Origin of the sequence: Pseudomonas sp. KBN12P06040 (genome assembly GCF_037574965.1) — a bacterium.
In the GTDB taxonomy this organism is placed as follows: domain Bacteria; phylum Pseudomonadota; class Gammaproteobacteria; order Pseudomonadales; family Pseudomonadaceae; genus Pseudomonas; species Pseudomonas aeruginosa.
In genome coordinates, this window is record NZ_JBBELS010000001.1 from 5704902 (window position 1) to 5724336 (window position 19435).

Genomic DNA, 19435 nt, shown 5'->3' on the forward strand with positions numbered 1-19435 from the left:
TCGCGGGCGGGAATGTGCCTGTCGCAACCAGGTCTTCAAGTCCGCGCGGCGGCACGCTAGAAGGAAGCTGAATCCCTGCGAAGGCCAGCCATGCGCACCCGTCTCCCCGCCCTGCTCCTCGGTGTCCTGCTGGCCGGCCAGGCCTGCGGACACACGTCCCCGCTGCTCGCGCCGGTACGGCAGATCCACGCCTTCGGCGACAGCTATTCGGACAACGGCGAAAGCCAGCGACTGACCCGCGAGATGCTCGCCAAGGGCATCGCCGGCGCCCAGGCATTGCCCGGCGAAGTCTACTGGCAGGGCCGCTGGAGCAACGGCCCGACCGCCGTCGAGGTGCTCGCCCGCCAGCTCGGCGCACAACTGGCCGACCATGCGGTGGGCGGCGCCAAGAGCGGAGCGGACAACTACTACGGCTGGATGAGCGCCTACCGCCATACCGGCCTCGCCGGCCAGGTCGACGCCTACCTCGCCACGCTGGACGGCAAGCCGGCCGACGGCCAGGCGCTGCACTTCATCTTCGTCTCCGCCAACGATTTCTTCGAGCATGAGGATTTCGCCGGCGAGCAGACCCTGGAACAACTGGCCGGCAGCAGCGTGGCGAACATCCGCGCCGCGGTGCAGCGTCTCGGAGAGGCCGGCGCACGACGCTTCCTGGTGGTCAGTTCGACCGACCTGAGCGTGGTCCCGGCGGTGGTCGTCGGCAACCGGGTCGAGCGGGCGCAGCGCTACCTGCAAGCGGTCAACGCCAGCCTGCCGATCCAGCTCGCCGCCCTGCGCAAGACCCGCGGCCTGGAGCTGAGCTGGTTCGACCATCTCACCTTCAGCCGCCACTTGCGGCGCAACCCGGCACGCTACGGCCTGGTGGAGCTGGACGCGCCCTGCCAGCCGACCCAGCCCAGCGTCCGCCCGGCCTGCGCCAACCCGGACCAGTACTACTTCTGGGACGAGTGGCATCCGACCCGGCGCGTGCACCAACTGGCCGGCGAAGCGATGGCGGCGCGCTACGCGCGCTGAGCCCGGCGCGCGCCCATGAAAAAGCCCGGCAGCGGCCGGGCTTTTTCATGCAGCGGATCGCTCGCGCATCACTTCAGGGTCAGGGTGCCCTTCATCAGCGCGGAGTGGCCCGGGAAGGTGCAGAAGAACATGTACTGCTCGCCTTCCTTCAGCTTGGAGACGTCGAAGGTCACCGAGTCCTTCTCGCCCGAGCCGATCAGCTTGGTGTGGGCGATGACACGGCTGTCGTCGGGTTTCAGGTAATCCTTGTCCAGGCCGGAAGCCATGCCGTCGGTGACCACGCCCTGCATGTCGGCGGCGGTGCTCAGTACCCAGTTGTGGCCCATGACGTTCTTCGGCAGGTTGCCGGGGTGGGACAGGTTGACGGTGAACTGCTTGCAGCTCTTGTCGACGGTGATGGCATTGGTGTTGAACTGCATCTGGTCGTTACCCTGGATGTCCACCGAGCACTCGGCAGCCAGCAGCGGCGCACTGAGCAGGGACAGCAGGGATACCGCAGCGAGTTTACGTAGCATGGAGCAGCCTCCTAGGCAGGTTGGGCGATGAATCCTGAAAGAGCAGACTGCCCGATCGGGCACCGAGTTCCACTGATTCAGGTCAAACCCGAACCGGACGTGGCGGGGCATCGAGCGGGATCTGCCCGGCGTTTACTACGGGGAACTCCTGTTTTAGCACAGATGTGCCGCTTCGCGCCTGCGACGCAACGTCCGGCAATGCTTCGCACGGCTTGGTCGAAGCGCTCCCAGCCGCTACCCTGTGCGCCTTTTTCCACCCCCGACAGGAGTCGATCATGACCTTGCGTTCCGTCTGCGTATTCTGTGGCGCCAGCCCCGGCGCTTCCCCGGTCTACCAGGAAGCCGCCGTGGCCCTCGGCCGGCACCTGGCCGAGCGCGGCCTGACCCTGGTCTACGGTGGCGGCGCGGTCGGTCTGATGGGCACCGTGGCGGACGCCGCATTGGCCGCCGGCGGCGAAGTGATCGGGATCATCCCGCAGAGCCTGCAGGAGGCCGAGATCGGCCACAAGGGCCTGACCCGCCTGGAAGTGGTAGACGGCATGCACGCGCGCAAGGCGCGCATGGCCGAGCTGGCCGACGCCTTCGTCGCCCTGCCCGGCGGGCTCGGCACCCTGGAAGAGCTGTTCGAGGTCTGGACCTGGGGCCAACTGGGCTACCACGCCAAGCCGCTGGGCCTGCTCGAAGTGAACGGTTTCTACGACCCGCTGCTGACCTTCCTCGACCACCTGGTCGACGAACGCTTCGTCCGCGCCGAACACCGCGGCATGCTGCAGCGCGGTGCCAGTCCGGAGGCGCTGCTCGATGCCCTCGCCGCCTGGACGCCAAGCGTGGCGCCAAAGTGGGTCGACCGCACCCCGCAGTGATCCGCTCCTCTCTCAGGACGGCGGCAGCAGGCTCAGCGGGTCGAGCGGCCGGCCGTTCTGGCGGATCTCGAAGTACAGCTGCACCCGGTCGGCATCCGAGGAACCGGCCTCGGCGATCTTCTGGCCCTTGCTGACCATCTGCCCCTCCTTCACCAGCAAGCGGCTGTTGTGCGCGTAGGTGCTGGTGTACGAGGTACCGTGCTGGATGATCACCAGGTTGCCGTAGCCACGCATGTTGTTCACCGCGAACACCACCTTGCCGGCCAGCGAGGCCTGTACCGGCTGGCCCAGGGTGCCGGCGATGCGGATGCCCTTGTTGAGCTTGTCGGAACTGGAGAAGCGGCGGATCACCGGCCCCTTCATCGGCCACTGCCAGCCGCGCAGGGTCACCGACGGCGGCGGAGGCGGCGGCTTGCGCGCACGGCTGCTCGACGAGGAGCGGCTGCTGGCGACGTAGGTCGACTTGCGCCCGTCGAAGCGCACTACCTGGCCGACCTTGACCGCGTAGGGCGGGCGGATGCCGTTGGCGCGCGCCAGGTCCTTGTAGTTCCAGCCGTGCCGGGTGGCGATCGAATAGAGGGTGTCGCCGCGCTTGACGCGATACTCGCCGCGCACGACCTTCGGCACCGACGCCCCCGGGCCGGGAGCCTTGGAGCTGCACGCGGATACCGCCAGCAGGACGGCGATCAAGAGCAATCTGAAGAACACACGGAATCCTTTTCCCGATGAAACCCGGCCGGCTGCGGCGACGGTTGCAGGCCCGCACTATACCTTGTTCGCCGGGGTGCCCGTTGGACTCGCCGATGGCCCGTTTTCTCCGCGCGGCCCGCCACCCGGTCCGCGCACAAACGCCAACGCCCCGCAGGACGGGGCGTCGGTGCCGAGCGGGAAACGTCAGGCGCCGGCGGACTGCTGCACGATCACCGTCTGCGCCGGCATCGGTGCCGGGAAGTCGGCGCCGAGGGCGTCCTTGATCACCTTGTTGGTATCGAAATAGACCTGCCAGTAATGGTCGTTGTGGCAATACGGGCGCACCGCCAGCACCGGCCCGACCAGGTTGAACTCGAGGATCTCCACGTCCACCGGCGGCTCGCCGAGCACGTTGGGAATCGCCGCGACGCGCTGCTTGAGCAGGGCAATGGCCGCCTGGTAGTCGGCGGCACCGGAAAGCTGCGCCTTCAACTCGACCCGGCGGAACGGGTTGTGGGTGAAGTTCTGGATGTTGTCGCCGAATATCTTGTTGTTGCCGACCATGGTCAGCACGTTGTCCGGAGTGTTGATCGCCGTGGTGAACAGGCCGATCTCCTTGACCGTGCCGGTCACTCCGCCGGCGCAGATGAAGTCGCCGACCTTGAACGGCCGCAGGACGATGATGAAACCGCCGGCCGCCAGGTTCGCCAGCAATCCCGACCAGGCCATGCCGATGGCCAGGCCGACCGCCGCGATCAGCGCCGCCAGGCTGGTGGTCTGGATGCCGAAGAAACCGAGGATGCCCACCACCAGCAGCACGTTCAGGGTCACCGTGATGAACGAACCCACGTAGCGCAGCACGGTGGGATCGACCTTTTGCCGCTCGAGGGATTTCTGCACCATGCCGACGGCGAAGCCGATCAGCCAGCGGCCGATCACCCAGAAGGCGATGGCCGCGAGAATCTTGATGCCGAAGGCGAAGGCGTACTGGGACACCGTCGCCCAGAGCGCGTTGATCTTCTCGGTACCTACGTTGACGATCGTCGTGTCATCCATATCGCTCACCGTGCGCAAGGAAGGAGTCTGGCTCCGTACGAGAACCGCCCCTGGCACCGGAAAGGCAGGCTCCGGCCCTTGGCCCGACAACGTCCGTAGCGGATTCTGGAAAAGCTAGCACGGCGCCGCGAATTTGCCGGAGCACCGCTTCGTTGTCCCCAAACGGCGTGGGCGAGGCTGTGGACAACCTGGGTGAAAAGGTCCGGGAGTCCCGGGCGGCAGGGCCTCCGCGGAGCCGATCACTTTTTGATCAGCCGGCAGTTTCCCGTAGCGGCAGCACCGTCACCCGCACCTCCGGGTCATGGCTACCGCCACCGAGGATCACCCCGCGCAGCGGCGACACATCGGAAAAATCCCGCCCCCAGGCCAGGGTGATGTGCTCCAGGTCAGGCAACAGGTCGTTGGTCGGGTCGAAATCCACCCAGCCGTTCTCCGGGCAATACAGCGAGACCCAGGCATGCGAGGCGTCGGCACCGATCAGTCGCGCCTGCCCGGGCGGCGGGCGGGTCAGCAGGTAGCCGCTGACGTAGCGCGCCGCCAGTCCGCGCGCGCGCAGGCAGGCGAGCATCAGGTGGGCGAAGTCCTGGCAGACCCCGCGACGGCGCTCCAGCACTTCGTCCAGCGGCGTCGCCACCTGGGTGGCCTGCGCATCGAAGGCGAACTCGCGGAAGATCTTCCCCATCAGTGCCGCCGCCACCACCAGCAACGGCCGTCCGGGCAGGAAGCAGTCGGCGGCGAACTCGACGAACCGCCGCTGGATGCGCACATAGGGCGACTCGACGCGGTAGCGGCAGGCTTCCAGTTCGGCGGCGGACAGCGCCCGCCCGGAAAATGCCAGCCCGGCGGCGACGCGCTCCCATGCCGGCGACGCGGCCAGTTGCGCCGGCGCATGGGCGAACACCTCGACCTGCAGCCGCGCGCTGACCCGCAGCGCCTCGTGGGGACGCTCGAAGGCCAGCCGGCTCAGCGGATTGCCGAATGCGTCGTGGCCATCCTCGCGCCGGCTCGGCCCCGGCTCGATCAGCAGTGCCCGCTCATGACAGGCCTGCCAGGCGCATTCGCGTGGCCAGAGATGCGCCAGTTGCCGCGACAGCGAGACCGGCGTCGCATAGCGGTAATGGGTGTCGTGCAGCACCTGGTAGCGGGCGCCCTGGAGCGGAACGGAGCGAAGCGCGGGTGCGGACATCAGGTGGATACCGTTCTCTGGCTGACATCGTCGACATGGGCGAAATAGCGCAAGCCTAGCCGATCGGAGACCTGTCCGGCGCAGGCGGCGATGTCGCGCAGCAGTCGCGCCAGCCCGACGAGCACCTCGTCGAGTCCTGCCGCGCCGAACAGCGGGCTTTCCAGGGCCGCCAGATCGAAGCTGCGCAGGCGTTCGCCCAGGGTCCTGAGTTCCCGCTCGCGTGGCCCGCCGAACTCCTCGTGCAGGCGCTCCAGCGAACGCTCCAGGGCCTGCAACTGGAAGCGCAGCGAGTGCGGGTTCTGCTCGTGCAACAGGAGCAGGTCGAGCACCGGGACCAGCTGCGGCGACGCCAGGTAGCGCGAGCGGTAGGTGATGCCGCTGTTACCCAGCTCCAGCAGCCACTCCAGCGCGCCGGCGTCCCAGGCGCTACCGCCGTCGAGGAAGGCGGCGATGCTCTCGGCGAAGAAGCGCACGCGCTCGATGCGCCGGCCGATCATCAGGAAACGCCAGCCGTCGTCGCGGGTCATGTCGTCGAGGGCGAAACCGGACAACGCGGCCAGGGACATCACTAGCCGGTTGAGGAAGTCCAGCGCTTCGCCGAGGTCGGTGCGTGCCGGATCGAGCGCCTGCATGTCGCGTTGCAGCTCCAGCAAGGCCAGCCAGTTTTCCCCGGACAAGCGCCCGCGCACCTGCGCCGCCGCCCAGTGCAGGCGCCGCAGGTTGGCGCACAGGCTGGCCGGCCAGTGCTCGTCGAGCAGCGCCTGCAACAGGCGCCGCTCCAGCGGCGCGCCATCCCCGGGCAGCAGGCCGATGCCGCCGGCCAGGGCCAGGGCGCTGCGCAGCGCCTCTTCGTCGCCATCGGCATCCACGTAGCGCGACAGCACCACCCGCAGCAGGCGCGCGTGGTCGTCGCAACGCTCGGCATAGCGGCCGTACCAGAACAGGTTTTCCACCACCCGCGACGGCAGGTAGGGATCCTCGCGGACCAGGTCGCGCACGCCGAGCCGGCGCGGCCGCCACGGCTCGCCGCCGACCGCACGCTCGGCCAGTACCCAGGTGTCCTTGCTCGCGCCGCCGCGCTGCATCGACACCACTTCAGCGTCCGCCGCCGAGGCTACGCGGGTCAGGCCGCCGGGCATCACCCAGTAGCGGCCGTCGCTGGCGGCGACGGCGAATACGCGCATGCCGATGGCCCGCGACTGCAGGCCGACGCCGGCCTTGCCGTCGCGCCAGACCGGTGCCTGGGACAACTGCGCCAGGCGTTGCGCCACGTAGGCCTGCGGGCGCTCGCGCAAGCGCTCGCCGAGGGATGCCAGGCCGGCACCGTCGAGGGCGTGGCCGAACAGCGGTTCGCAGCGCTGGCCGGGAAAGGCCGGCTTGATCACCAGGTCGGGCAGTGCCGCGAGTATCGCCTCGAGTGCCTGCGGCTCGCCGCACCAGCGGGTGTCGAGCGAGGGCAGCGCCAACTCCTCGCCGAGCAGGCGGCGACAGGCCTGCGGCAGGAAGCCGAGCAGGCCGGGCGATTCCAGCACCCCGCTGCCCAACGCGTTGGCCACCAGTACGCGCCCCTGGCGTACCGCCTCGAGCAGGCCGGGAATGCCCAGCGCCGAGTCGGTACGCAATTCCAGCGGGTCGCAGAAGTCGTCATCGAGGCGCCGCAATACCGCGTGCACCCGTTTCAGGCCGCCGAGGGTCTTGAGATAGAGGGTGGCGTCGCGCACCGTCAGGTCGTGCCCCTCGACCAGCGGGAAACCGAGCTGGCGCGCCAGGTAGAGATGCTCGAAGTAGGTTTCGTTGAAACGTCCGGGAGTCAGCAGCACCACCAGCGGCGTCTCGCCGTCGCCGGCGGCCTGGCTGGCGAGGGTCTCCTGCAGGGTGCGGAAATACCCGGCGAGATGCTGCACACGCAGGTCGCGATAGAGTTCCGGCAAGGCCCGCGAGACGATCTGCCGGTTCTCCAGCGCATAGCCCGCGCCGGACGGCGCCTGGGTGCGGTCGGCAAGGACCTGCCAGCGTCCGTCGGCATCGCGCGCCAGGTCGACGGCATAGCTGTGCAGGAAAATCCCGCCGGGCGGCCGGATGCCGAGCGCCGGCCAGAGGAAGTTCGGATGGCCGAAGACCAGTTCGCTGGGCAGCAGCCCTTCGGCGAGCAGACGCTGCTCGCCGTACAGGTCGGCCAGCAGCGCGTTGAGCAGCCGAGCACGCTGTGCCACGCCGGCGGCGATCGGCTGCCACTCGGCGGCGGACAGCAGGTTCGGCAGAAGGTCCAGCGCCCAGGGGCGGTCGGTACCCTTGGGATCGGCGTAAACGTTGTAGGTGACGCCGTTCTCCTGGATCTGCCGTTCCACCAGGGCCTGGCGCTGGCGCAGTTGCTCAGGGCTGCTGCGCTCCAGTTGGCGGAACAGCCGCTGCCAATGGGGACGCACGCCACCCTGGCGATCGAGCAGCTCATGGTAGGCCGTATCGGTGAACGGATAGTGGGCAAGCAGCTCGGGCATCGAAGGCTCGCGGGGCTGGGGTTGCGGTCACTGTAGCGGAGTCGGCGACGCGCCGCCGGAGCGAAGCGACGAGGCGTTGCCGGGTCCGCCAGCGCGGTTCTCCGCGAAGACCGGGTTGCCCCGGAAGCGCAAGACTTGTGCCAGCGCCGCCAGGCCCGGGAGGCCAGGAGGTCGCGCCACGGCGATGCACCGCGACGGTGCGCGACCGCTGGCCGGGTTGCAGCCACGCACCCTTTGCGGGCGGCAGGGCCGCCCCGGCGATCAGCGCGGGATGTTCGGCTGGCGCGACTTCTTCTTGCCCTTGGCGAAGGCCGTCGCCTTGTTCTGCTGGCCCTTGCTCCACGGCTTGCCGCCGTCGCTGGCGCGGGGTGGCAGGCCGGTATGCTGGGTCAGCAGCTTGCCGGCCTTCTTGCTGCCGGCCGGCGTCGAGTTCTTCCGCCGGGCGCTCTGGTATTCGCCGGTATCCGGCTGGTAGGTCGGGACCAGGTGGTGCTTGCCATTGCCGATCAGGTCGGCGCGCCCCATCCGCTCCAGCGCCTCGCGCAGCAGCGGCCAGCCTTTCGGGTCGTGGTAGCGCAGGAAGGCCTTGTGCAGGCGCCGCTGCTGGTCGCTCTTGACGATGGTCACGCCATCGCTCTTGTAGGTGACCTTGCGCAGCGGGTTCTTGCCCGAGTGATACATCGCGGTGGCGGTGGCCATCGGCGAGGGATAGAACGCCTGGACCTGGTCGGCGCGGAAGCCGTTGCGCTTGAGCCACAGGGCCAGGTTCATCATGTCTTCGTCGGTGGTCCCGGGGTGGGCGGCGATGAAGTACGGGATCAGGTACTGCTCCTTGCCGGCTTCCTTCGAGAACTTCTCGAACATCTGCTTGAAGCGGTCGTAGGTGCCGATCCCCGGCTTCATCATCTTGTCCAGCGGACCGCGCTCGGTGTGCTCCGGGGCGATCTTCAGGTAGCCGCCGACGTGGTGGGTCACCAGTTCCTTGACGTACTCGGGCGACTCGACGGCGAGGTCGTAGCGCAGGCCGGAGGCGATCAGGATCTTCTTCACCCCCGGCAGCGCCCGGGCCTTGCGGTACAGCTCGATCAGCGAGCTGTGGTCGGTATCGAGGTTCTCGCAGATGCCGGGGAACACGCAGGACGGCTTGCGGCAGTGCCGCTCGATGTCCGGGCTCTTGCAGGCGATGCGGTACATGTTCGCCGTCGGTCCGCCAAGGTCGGAGACCACGCCGGTGAAGCCGGGCACCTTGTCGCGCATCTCCTCGATCTCGCGGATGATCGAGTCGTGCGAGCGGTTCTGGATGATCCGTCCCTCATGTTCGGTGATCGAGCAGAAGGTGCAGCCGCCGAAGCAGCCACGCATGATGTTCACCGAGAAGCGGATCATCTCGTAGGCGGGAATCTTCGCCTTGCCGTAGGCCGGGTGCGGTACGCGGGCATAGGGCATGCCGAACACGTAGTCCATTTCCTCGGTGCTCATTGGAATGGGCGGCGGGTTGAACCAGACATCCACTTCGCCGTGCTTCTGCACCAGGGCACGGGCGTTGCCCGGGTTGGTCTCCAGGTGCAGCACGCGGTTGGCGTGGGCATAGAGCACCGGGTCGTTGCGCACCTTCTCGAAAGACGGCAGGCGGATCACGGTCTTCTCCCGGGTCAGCCTGGGGTTCGCCAGCAACTGCACGACCTTGGCTTCCTGCGGGTCCTCCTGCACGCCCTTTTCCTGCTCGATGGCGCAGGCGGCAGTGTCCTGGGTATTCACGTAGGGATTGATGATCTTGTCGATCTTGCCCGGCCGGTCGATCCGCGTGGAATCGATCTCGAACCACCCCTCCGGGGTGTCGCGACGGACGAAGGCGGTGCCGCGCACGTCGGTGATCGCGCTCAGCGGTTCGCCCTGGGCCAGGCGCTGGGCGATTTCCACCACCGCACGCTCGGCGTTGCCGTAGAGCAGGATGTCGGCCGTGGCGTCCATCAGGATCGAGCGGCGGACCTTGTCCTGCCAGTAGTCGTAATGGGCGATACGGCGCAACGAGGCCTCGATCCCGCCGAGGATCACCGGCACATGGCTGTAGGCCTCCTTGCAGCGCTGGCTGTAGACCAGGCTGGCGCGGTCCGGGCGCTTGCCGGCCAGGCCGCCGGGGGTGTAGGCGTCGTCGGAACGGACCTTCTTGTCCGCGGTGTAGCGGTTGATCATCGAGTCCATGTTGCCGGCCGCCACGCCGAAGAACAGGTTCGGCTCGCCGAGCTTCATGAAGTCGTCCTTCGACTGCCAGTCCGGCTGGGCGATGATGCCGACGCGGAACCCCTGGGCCTCCAGCAGGCGGCCGATGATGGCCATGCCGAAGGACGGGTGGTCGACGTAGGCATCGCCGGTGACGATGATGATGTCGCAGGAGTCCCAGCCGAGCTGATCCATCTCTTCCCTACTCATAGGCAGGAAGGGCGCCGGACCGAAACACTCGGCCCAGTACTTGGGATAGTCGAACAGCGGCTTGGCGGCTTGCATCACGGGCACCAGGGGGTATCTCTAGGAATAGGGGGTCGCGAAAACGCGGGCGCGGAATATAGCACAAAAAATGAGCAATTCCGACGTTTTCACTGGGTATTGCCTGCCGTCGGCCGGCTTCGAAAAAATGCCATCATTTCGCCACCTTCTTTCTATACTCCATTCATCGTCATCTCACCCGGCCTCTAAGGCAGGCCCCCGGGAGAGTCATCGTGCGCCATCCTCTTGCCCTGCTCGCGGTCATCTTCCTGCTACTGGCCAGCGCCGTTTCGCGCGCCGCGCCGGAGTTTCCAGCGCCCCCGGCCAGCGGCGCCTGGTTGAACGGCTCGCTGGACCTGCTCGAAGACCCCGATGGCAACCTGGCGGTGGAGGACCTCGAACAAACGGAGCAGGCCGGCCGCTTCGTCGCCGCCGCCGGCCGCACCAGCGTCGGCCTCAGTCGCAGCGTCTGGTGGCTGCGCCTCGACCTGCCGAGACGCGAGGCGGTATCCGGCGGCTGGTGGCTGGAAGTCGCCAGCGCCAGCCTGCACGACCTGCGCCTGTACCTCCCCGACGAGCGCGGCGGGTTCCGCGAACATCGCAGCGGCGAAGCGGTGCCCTTCGCCGAGGGCCGCGACCACGCCTATCGTCATCCGCTGTTCCAGCTCCCTCCCGGCGATGGGCCGTTGCGCGTCTACCTGCGCAGCTACGATCCCGGCGGCAACGCCTTTCCGCTGAGGCTCTGGAGCCACGACGAACTGCTGGAATACCGCAGCCAGGGCAACCTGCTGTTCGGCATGGCCTACGGGCTGATCCTCGCCCTGCTGCTGTACAACCTGTTCCTCTTCACCAGCCTGCGCGATCGCGCCTATTTCTGGTACGTGCTGACCGCTGCCAGCGCGCTGGTGCTGACCCTGAGCATCAGCGGCCATGGTTTCGAGTATTTCTGGCCCGAGCGGGCGGTGCCCTGGTGGCTTGACCGCCTGGCGCTGCTGGCGATCTGGGGCATCTGCGTGATCCGCTTCAGCCAGAACCTGCTGCAAAGCCGGCAGCACGCACGCTGGGCCCATCACCTGCTGAACGCCTGTTGCCTGCTGTTCCTTGCCTGCCTGGCGTTCAACGCCGCCGGCTGGCGCTGGCAGGCGGCCGGCGTGCTGGCGCTGACCCTGCTGGCCAACCTGCCGATCGCCATCGGCCTGGCAGTGCAGCGCTGGCGCCAGGGTTCGGCCACGGCGCGCCTGTACCTGATCGGTTTCGGCCTGGTGCTCGGCAGCGTCAGCCTTGGCGTGATGCGCGCCACCGCGCTGGTCCAGCCGACCTCGGCCAACGCCATGGTCTTCCCCCTGGCGCTGACCCTGGAGGCCCTGCTGTTTTCCCTGGCGCTCGCCTCGCGCATCCAGGACCTGAAGCAGGAAAGGGCCCTGGCCCTGGACCAGGCCGACCAGGAAAAGAATGCGCGCCTGGCCCTGCTGCACAGCGCCCAGCGCGACCTGGCACGCGCCGTGGAAGTCCGTACCAACGAGCTGAGCGAGGCCAATCGCCAGTTGCAGATGCGCGAAGCGCAACTGCAGTACGCCGCCCATCACGACCCGCTGACCGGGCTTGGCAACCGCAGGCACCTGATGGAGTTCGCCGAAAGTGCCCTGGACGACGCGCGCCGCCACGGCAACAGCATGGCGCTGCTGCTGATCGATCTGGATCACTTCAAGCCGATCAACGACACCCATGGCCACGATGCCGGCGACTTCGTCCTGCAGAACGTGGCCCAGCGGCTGCGCCATTGCGTGCGCACCGAGGATTGCGTGGCACGCCTCGGCGGCGACGAATTCGCCGTGCTGGTCGGCGGGTCGAATGCCGAGCAGCATGCCCGCGACATCGCCGAACGCCTGCTGCGAGAACTGGCGAAACCGGTGGAGTTCGCCAAGCAGTGGCTGGTGATCACACCGAGCATCGGCGTCGCCCTGTTTCCCGGCGACGCCCTGCAGTTCGGCAAACTCTACAAGGCCGCCGACCAGGCGCTGTACCGGGTCAAGGGCGCCGGGCGCGCCGGCTATGCGATGGTCCAGGAGCTACAGTTGGAGCAAGCCATGGACAGCCTTCGAACTTACAAATGAAGCCTGGAGACAGCCCACATATCGAGCTATCCTACAATTCCTTTGAAAGATGATTTCCAGACCTGCGAGTAAAACGCTCAAAACGAGTAGAAATATAAAAATCGACTCGATATCACGAGAACACCTAGACCCCTACAATCATAAACCAACCTAAAAAACCATAAAAATGCGAAGAAGCCTCCTCCAATTTAAAAATTTTCGAAAAACCCTAAAAAAAAATATAAAGAACCGTCTCGCGCTTCTTTCTCTTGCGCTCCTATATGATACCTCGCTGGCCACTGCGAAGCCTCAGGAAAACTGCAACTTTCTCTGGGGAACGGCCTCAGCGGCCTATCAGGTAGAGGGCGGTTGGAATCTGGACGGGAAAGGACCTTCGAACTGGGACGACTTCACCCATAGAGGCATTACCAAGTATCTTATCGGAGAGAGCCACACTGGCGATGTTGCCACGAACCAGATATCCAGAGACGTCTATCTAAAAGACATAGATCTGATGCGCAAACTCGGAGTCAACTTGATCTTGCCCAGCAGCCGTGGACACGGGTTTAAGCACACATCCTGGCCTCGAAGGCCTCTGGGCTGATGTGCCCCAGCGTGCTGTGTCGCCGCTGGCGGTTGTAATCGGTTTCGACGTATTCAAACACGGTTTCACGCATCTGGGCGCGGCTCGTGAAGCGCTCGCCGTGGATGCACTCGACCTTCAGGCTGTGGAAGAAGCTCTCTGCACAGGCATTGTCGTAGCAGTTGCCTTTGGCGCTCATGCTGCATCGCAAGTGATGGGCGCGGATCAGCTCCTGGTAAGCCGCTGAGCAGTACTGGCTGCCGCGGTCGCTATGCACGATCACGTCATTAGGCTGCCTACGTCGCCACAGCGCCATGTGCAAGGCATCGCAAACCAAGTCGGCCGTCATGCGTTCGTTCATGGCCCAGCCGATCACCATCCGTGAATACAGATCGATGACCACTGCCAGATACAGCCAGCCTTCCTCCGTATACAGGTAGGTGATGTCACCCACCCATTTCTGATTTGGCGCAGATGCCTTGAAATCCTGCTTGAGCAAGTTCTCTGCCACTGGCAGGGAGTGCTGAGAATTGGTCGTGGCCTTGAACTTCTTGGCGGCCTTGGCACGCAGTCCTTGCCGTTGCATCGAGGCGGCTACCGTCTTGCGATTGCAGGGTAGGCCGGCTTCCCGCAGGTCGTGGCAAAGCCGTGGAGCCCCGCTGCGGCCCTTGCGTGCGCTGTATGCCTGAGCGACCTGCCGATCCAGTTCGGCTCTTCGCCGCTGGCGCATTGACGGCCTGCGAGAGCACCAAGCGTAGTAACCGCTGCGGGCAACGCCCAACACGCGACACATGGCCTGGATCGAGAAATGCGCGGTATGAGTCCTCATGAAGGCGTACTTCACTTGAGGCTCTTGGCAAAGTACGCGGCGGCCTTTTTTACGATGGCCAGCTCCTCGGCGTGCTCGGCCAACAGCCGCTTGAGTCGGGCATTCTCGTCGGCCAGCGACTGCTCGCGCTCGCTGCCGGACTGAGTCTGGTGCTTCTTGCTCCGCCAGCCGTAGAGCTGGGAAGCATGCAGGCCGAGCTGTTCGGCAGCCTTGCTGACGCCAATGCGCTCGGCCAAAGCCAGCGCTTCGTCCTTGTAGGCTTGGGAATGGCGGGTGCGGGTCTGTTTCATTGGGGTTGCTTGTCTTGCCATGATTCACCTCGTTGCAGTTTATCGCTTAACGGGGTGTCCACTGGGACTGGGCAAGATCAACTCGTACCGTTTCTCGATAAGCTGGGCACGAGTGCTGCCCGATGGCCAGACGATAAACCCCAAAGGGCTCGAGTACTACAAGATACTCATACAAGATTTGAAGGAAGCCGGAATAACTCCAATTGTAACACTTTACCACTGGGATATGCCCTTAGCTCTTTACAAGAAAGGTGGATGGTACTCCTCTAAATCGCCCGACTGGTTCGCTGGCTACGCAAAGCTCATTTTCAGCAATTTTGGCGAAGAGGTACCTTACTTCATAACTTTCAATGAGCCGGAGGGCAATATCTTTACCCTGACGCCCTTGGTAGAGAACTTCCTCACCGAGACCCCCTCACCCTATGAGAAAGTACTATCCGTAGAGTCACGCGCAGCTCAGGCAGAGGCCATGCACAACCTCCTGCTGGCGAACTCGCTAGCGGTTACCTCATACAAGGAAGCAGGGTACAAGGGACGAATCGGTATTGCCCTGAATCTATCCCCCTGTGTCGATAATGAGAACCCGAACAGCGCAGCCAAGAGGAACTGTAACTCTGTGCACAATGCCTGGGTTCTGGACGCGCTTTACAAAGGAAACTACCCGAAAGATATAAAAACTCTCTATCAGAAGTACGCACCCGCGTTCCAGCCCTCTCAGGATGATATGAAAAAGATCATGCAGGGAAGACCTGACTTCATCGGCGTAAACTTCTACTCTCCCACCCTGGTGAAAGACGATCCAAGCCAACCCTTCGGAATAGCAAATCGCCCAAATCCAGACCAGTATCCTTCCTATAACGGCCCCGTCTCTCCTTCTCATCTGGTCGAACTACTAATGCAGATAGACAAAGAATACGACCATCCTACTCTGATCATAACGGAGAACGGAGCCGGTTTCGGAGTGGACGATGAAAAACTCACTGAAAATAGGGTGCTAGATCCACTCAGGGCAAAGTATCTCTCTGACCACATTGATGCAGTGCTCTCAGCCAGGCATGCAGGAGTGAAAGTAGAAGGGTATCTATTCTGGAGTCTTCTGGACAACTTCGAGTGGCTGTTCGGCTACAGAAATCGCTTCGGAATGATTGGGGTCGACTTTGAAAGCCCACAACTAGCGAGGACACCAAAATCCAGCTATTACAAATACCAAGAGAAAATCAGGGATTATAAAGAGCGTAACAAGTGCCTGCCCCAGCAAAGCCGGCACTCAGGTTAACGACTTCAAAAAAAGACCTGGCGCTATAGGCGGCCAGGTCCGTACTGGAAGGCACGCGGAACCCGCGCACCAACCTTGCTCAGAAGCTCGTAGCCGAGGGTGCCGCAGGCACGGGCGACCTCGTCCACCGACAACCCGGCGCCCCACAACTCCACCGGGTCGCCAACGCGAGCCTCCGGCAGGTCGGAGAGGTCGACCGCCAGCATGTCCATCGAGACCCGCCCGGCCAGGGTCGCGCGGCGTCCCCCGACCAGTACCGGAGTCCCGGCTGGCGCGGTGCGCGGGTAGCCGTCGGCGTAGCCGCAACTGACCGTGCCGATCCGCGCCGGCCGCTCGGCGATCCAGGTGGCGCCGTAGCCGACGCTCTCGCCCACGGCCACCTCGCGCAGCGAAATCAACTGCGCGCCCAGGCTCATGGCCGGCCTCAGGCCCAGTTCGGCGGCACTCAGGTCGGCCAGCGGGGTCGACCCGTAGAGCATGATCCCCGGCCGTAGCCAATCCATGTGGGCGGCCGGGATGGTCAGCACCGCCGCCGAGTTGGCCAGGCTGCGCTGGTCGAAATCCAGGTCGAGCAGGCCGAGGAAACTCTCCAACTGCTGCTCGGTGAGCGGATGGTTGCGTTCGTCGGCGCAGGCGAAATGGCTGATCAGGTTCAGTTCGCGCACACCGGGATGGTTGCGCAGGCGCGCATGCCAGGCGCGCAGCGCGACGGGATCGAAGCCCAGGCGGTGCATGCCGGAGTCGAGCTTGAGCCAGACGTTGAGTGGAATATCCAGGCCGGCGGCGAGGAACGCCTCGCCCTGTTCCGCGCCCTGGATCACCAGGTCCAGGCGCAATTGCCCGGCGAGGGCGTATTCGCTCGCCTCGAAGCAGCCTTCCAGCAACAGGATGCGCGCGCTGGCGTGCAAGGCGCGGACTACCGCGGCCTCCTCCAGGCAGGCTACGGCGAAGCCATCGGCATCGTCGTGCAACGCGGTAACCACTTCGCGCGCACCGTGGCCATAGGCGTTCGCCTTGACCACCGCGAACGCCTGGCGCTGCGGCGCGCAGCGCTTGGCCAGGGCATAGTTGTGGCGAATGGCGGAAAGGTCGACGGTGGCAACGAGGGGACGCATGGCATCGGGTCCTGCAACTGAAACGGGTGCCTATGGTAAGGCGCCCGCCGGGCAAGACCCAAGCCGGGTCATTCGTCCTCGAAGTTGTACATGCCGGCGGCAAGGTTCTCGAAGCGCGTGTATTTGCCGATGAAGGCCAGGCGCACCGTGCCGATCGGACCGTTACGCTGCTTGCCGATGATGATTTCGGCGACGCCCTTGAACTCGGTCTCCGGGTGGTACACCTCGTCGCGGTAGACGAACATGATCACGTCGGCGTCCTGCTCGATCGCCCCGGATTCGCGCAAGTCGGAGTTCACCGGGCGCTTGTTGGGTCGCTGCTCCAGGGAGCGGTTGAGCTGCGACAGGGCGATCACCGGGCAGTTGAATTCCTTCGCCAGGGCCTTCAGCGAGCGGGAGATCTCGGAAATCTCGTTGGTCCGGTTGTCGCCGCTGGAGCCGGGTATCTGCATCAGCTGCAGGTAGTCGATCATGATCAGCGCCAGGTCGCCGTGCTCGCGCACCAGGCGACGGGTCCGCGCACGCATTTCCGAGGGGCTGATGCCGGCGGTGTCGTCGATGAACAGCTTCTTGTCGTTGAGCAGGTTGATCGCCGAGGTCAGGCGCGGCCAATCCTCGTCGTCGAGCTTGCCGGAACGGACCTTGGTCTGATCGATGCGACCGAGCGACGAGAGCATACGCATCACGATCGAGTCGGAGGGCATCTCCAGGGAGTACACCAACACGGCCTTGTCGGTGCGCATCACCGCATTCTCGACCAGGTTCATGGCGAAGGTGGTCTTACCCATCGACGGACGCCCGGCGACGATGATCAGGTCGGCCGGCTGCAGGCCGCTGGTCTTCTCGTCGAGGTCGGTGAAACCGGTGGACACCCCGGTCAGCGCCTCGCTGGTGTTGAACAGGTAGTCGATGCGGTCGATGGTCTTGACCAGGATATCGCTGATCCCCACCGGCCCGCCGGTCTTCGGTCGCGCTTCGGCGATCTCGAAGATCTTCCGCTCGGCCTCGTCGAGGATCTCGTTGGCGCCGCGCCCTTCCGGGTGGAAGGCGCTGTCGGCGATCTCGTTGCTGATGCCGATCAGTTGGCGCAGGGTGGCGCGCTCGCGGATGATCTGCGCGTAGGCCTTGATGTTGGCGACCGACGGAATGTTCTTCGCCAGTTCGCCGAGATAGGCCAGGCCGCCGACCTGGGCCAGTTGTCCTTCCTTCTCCAACTGCTCGGAGAGGGTCACCACGTCGATCGGCTGGTTGGCCTCGGCCAGCTTGTAGATGGCGCGGAAGATCAGGCGATGGTCATGGCGGTAGAAATCGCCGTCGGACACCGAGTCCGACACCCGCTCCCAGGCGTTGTTGTCCAGCATCAGGCCACCCAGCACGGCCTGCTCGGCCTCGATCGAGTGCGGCGGCACCTTCAGGGCTGTGGTTTCCAGGTCGTATTGCTCGGGGCTGGTGATCTCGTTCATAGACTCGACGCAAGAAAAAGGAACAGCGGAAAAAACAACGGGCACGGTGCCGTTGCCGGTACCGTGCCCGATGTTAGCGGACTGCCGCGGACACGCATATGCCCGCCCAGCCCTACCGATCGGATCGCTTACTCAGCGACGATGATCAGCTTCAGAGTGGTTTCCACGTCGGTGTGCAGGTGCACGGCGACGTCGAACTCACCGGTGTTGCGCAGCGCGCCGTTGGGCAGGCGAACTTCGGCTTTTTCCAGCGGGTAACCGGCAGCGGAAACGGCTTCGGCGATGTCGCGGGTGCCGATCGAACCGAACAGCTTGCCTTCGTCGCCAGCGTGGGCGCCGAGGGTTACCACCAGCTCGGAGAGCTGGGCAGCACGGGCTTCGGCAGCGGCCTTCTTCTCGGCGGCAGCCTTTTCCAGCTCGGCGCGGCGGGCTTCGAACGCAGCGACGTTCTCGGCGGTGGCGACGGTGGCCTTGCCCTGCGGCAGCAGGAAGTTACGGGCGTAACCGCCCTTGATGTTCACCTTGTCGCCCAGGTTGCCCAGGTTGGCGACTTTTTCCAGCAGGATGACTTCCATTTGAGTCTTACCTCTTAACTTTTAACCTTCACCGTTCGTGGAACCCTGGCGCCGGGCCAGGCGTCCACGAAAATCAAACAGACTGTCGACAACCGCCAAAAGACAGATCAGGTTCCCCAGCAGCAATACAGCCAGGTACAGGCCCACCAGCCAACCACCCGCGAGGCGCTTCAGGGCGATCAGGCCATGCCCGAGCGCCACGCCGGCGATGATCAGCGGCACGCTGCACAACGGGCCGAGCACCGCGGCCTGCACTTCCAGCGCCGGGACCACGACGGCCCCCAGCAGCAGGATCACGGCAACCGCCGGCGCCAGCCGCAAACTCCGGAATTCGCGGCCGAAGCCGCCCGGGTTGTACAGCGAAGCCTGCCAGTACCGCGCGAGCATCAGGCAGAGCAGGCAGGTCACCTGCAGCGAGGAAGCCATGACCCCGGTCAGGGTCGGCACCAGCGCCACCTGCAACTTGTCCAGCTCTTCGCCCGACAGCTGGGACTCCCCACGAAGCTGGGTCAGGACCTTGGTGACTTCCGTCGCCAGGGCGCCGATCAGCTCGCTGGAGGTATGCCCCAGCACCAGCGCGAATACCACGCCAACTGCAACACTGCCCAGCAGCACATGGCTCCAGGACGTACTGGCGCGCAGGATCTGCGCCAGCGTCAGGGTACCGAGCAGGACCAGAAGGATGCTCGGATCGCCCAGGTACCACCAGAACATCGCCGGTAGCACCGCCCAGGCCAGGACGCCGAAGGCGTCGCCGAATCCGCGCCGCAGCAGCACCAGGCTACCGGCGGCGGCACTCAGCCAGAACAACAGTGGAACAACCGCGGAGCCTGCCACGGCGAGCGTGGCCTGCATGCGGCCGCGCATGGTGAACTCAGCCAGTGCGCGCATGCGATCTATCCCTT

16 protein-coding genes are annotated in these 19435 nt (G+C 65.2%); 5 read left to right on the forward strand and 11 right to left on the reverse strand.

The annotated features are described in order from the left end of the window. The first annotated feature begins 90 nt into the window (after positions 1-90). Complete coding sequence (gene choE, locus VQ067_RS26965) at positions 91-1014, forward strand: cholinesterase ChoE (RefSeq protein ID WP_004347688.1); 924 nt, start codon at positions 91-93, stop codon at positions 1012-1014. Between the two features lie 68 nt (positions 1015-1082). On the opposite strand, the gene azu is transcribed toward choE, so the two are convergent. Then, the gene (gene azu, locus VQ067_RS26970; RefSeq protein WP_003095591.1) at positions 1083-1529 is read right to left on the reverse strand and encodes an azurin; all 447 of its coding nucleotides are present in this window, start codon (positions 1527-1529) and stop codon (positions 1083-1085) included. A gap of 275 nt (positions 1530-1804) precedes the next feature. On the opposite strand from azu, the gene VQ067_RS26975 reads away from it, so the two are divergent. Further along, the gene (locus tag VQ067_RS26975; RefSeq protein ID WP_003116172.1) at positions 1805-2392 is read left to right on the forward strand and encodes an LOG family protein; all 588 of its coding nucleotides are present in this window, start codon (positions 1805-1807) and stop codon (positions 2390-2392) included. 12 nt (positions 2393-2404) lie between these two features. On the opposite strand, the gene VQ067_RS26980 is transcribed toward VQ067_RS26975, so the two are convergent. From VQ067_RS26980 to VQ067_RS27000, 5 genes are all read right to left on the reverse strand, one after another. Then, positions 2405-3100 carry a peptidoglycan DD-metalloendopeptidase family protein gene (locus VQ067_RS26980; RefSeq protein ID WP_003095596.1) on the reverse strand — a complete coding sequence of 232 codons (696 nt, stop codon included), beginning with the start codon at positions 3098-3100 and terminating at the stop codon, positions 2405-2407. Positions 3101-3286: 186 nt separating this feature from the next. Continuing rightward, positions 3287-4138 carry a mechanosensitive ion channel family protein gene (locus tag VQ067_RS26985; protein WP_003095599.1) on the reverse strand — a complete coding sequence of 284 codons (852 nt, stop codon included), beginning with the start codon at positions 4136-4138 and terminating at the stop codon, positions 3287-3289. Between the two features lie 250 nt (positions 4139-4388). Continuing rightward, on the reverse strand, positions 4389-5324 hold the full coding sequence (locus tag VQ067_RS26990; RefSeq protein WP_023111933.1) for a transglutaminase family protein: 936 nt from the start codon (positions 5322-5324) through the stop codon (positions 4389-4391). Continuing rightward, positions 5324-7822: a circularly permuted type 2 ATP-grasp protein gene (locus VQ067_RS26995; protein WP_033989943.1), complete on the reverse strand. Its 2499-nt coding sequence runs from the start codon at positions 7820-7822 to the stop codon at positions 5324-5326. The genes VQ067_RS26990 and VQ067_RS26995 overlap by 1 nt, the downstream gene beginning before the upstream one ends. A gap of 261 nt (positions 7823-8083) precedes the next feature. Next, positions 8084-10327 carry a YgiQ family radical SAM protein gene (locus VQ067_RS27000; RefSeq protein WP_003135540.1) on the reverse strand — a complete coding sequence of 748 codons (2244 nt, stop codon included), beginning with the start codon at positions 10325-10327 and terminating at the stop codon, positions 8084-8086. Between the two features lie 212 nt (positions 10328-10539). Here VQ067_RS27000 and VQ067_RS27005 point away from each other — a divergent pair, with 212 nt between their 5' ends. Then, positions 10540-12420: a diguanylate cyclase gene (locus VQ067_RS27005; RefSeq protein ID WP_033989941.1), complete on the forward strand. Its 1881-nt coding sequence runs from the start codon at positions 10540-10542 to the stop codon at positions 12418-12420. 166 nt (positions 12421-12586) lie between these two features. Continuing rightward, positions 12587-13003, forward strand: a complete 417-nt coding sequence (locus tag VQ067_RS33545; protein ID WP_445324205.1) for a family 1 glycosylhydrolase — start codon at positions 12587-12589, stop codon at positions 13001-13003. Here VQ067_RS33545 and VQ067_RS27010 read toward each other — a convergent pair. Then, positions 12966-14122, reverse strand: a protein-coding gene (locus VQ067_RS27010) for an IS3 family transposase (RefSeq protein WP_105446839.1) whose coding sequence is annotated in 2 segments (ribosomal slippage) — positions 12966-13864 and positions 13864-14122 — 1158 coding nt in all. Because the reading frame shifts where the segments join, the coding sequence is not laid out codon by codon here. The two genes, VQ067_RS33545 and VQ067_RS27010, sit on opposite strands and share 38 nt — an antisense overlap. On the opposite strand from VQ067_RS27010, the gene VQ067_RS27015 reads away from it, so the two are divergent. Further along, complete coding sequence (locus VQ067_RS27015) at positions 14121-15377, forward strand: glycoside hydrolase family 1 protein (protein WP_340080946.1); 1257 nt, start codon at positions 14121-14123, stop codon at positions 15375-15377. The two genes, VQ067_RS27010 and VQ067_RS27015, sit on opposite strands and share 2 nt — an antisense overlap. Positions 15378-15400: 23 nt before the next feature. Here VQ067_RS27015 and alr read toward each other — a convergent pair whose 3' ends face one another. The 4 genes from alr to VQ067_RS27035 all read right to left on the reverse strand — a co-directional run bounded on the left by alr (position 15401) and on the right by VQ067_RS27035 (position 19421). Beyond that, positions 15401-16492: an alanine racemase gene (gene alr / locus VQ067_RS27020; RefSeq protein WP_019484479.1), complete on the reverse strand. Its 1092-nt coding sequence runs from the start codon at positions 16490-16492 to the stop codon at positions 15401-15403. 68 nt (positions 16493-16560) lie between these two features. Continuing rightward, on the reverse strand, positions 16561-17955 hold the full coding sequence (gene dnaB, locus VQ067_RS27025; protein WP_003095622.1) for a replicative DNA helicase: 1395 nt from the start codon (positions 17953-17955) through the stop codon (positions 16561-16563). 128 nt (positions 17956-18083) lie between these two features. Continuing rightward, positions 18084-18530 carry a 50S ribosomal protein L9 gene (gene rplI / locus VQ067_RS27030; RefSeq protein WP_003095627.1) on the reverse strand — a complete coding sequence of 149 codons (447 nt, stop codon included), beginning with the start codon at positions 18528-18530 and terminating at the stop codon, positions 18084-18086. A gap of 21 nt (positions 18531-18551) precedes the next feature. Continuing rightward, the gene (locus tag VQ067_RS27035) at positions 18552-19421 is read right to left on the reverse strand and encodes a hypothetical protein (RefSeq protein WP_003095630.1); all 870 of its coding nucleotides are present in this window, start codon (positions 19419-19421) and stop codon (positions 18552-18554) included. Between the last annotated feature and the right edge of the window lie 14 nt (positions 19422-19435).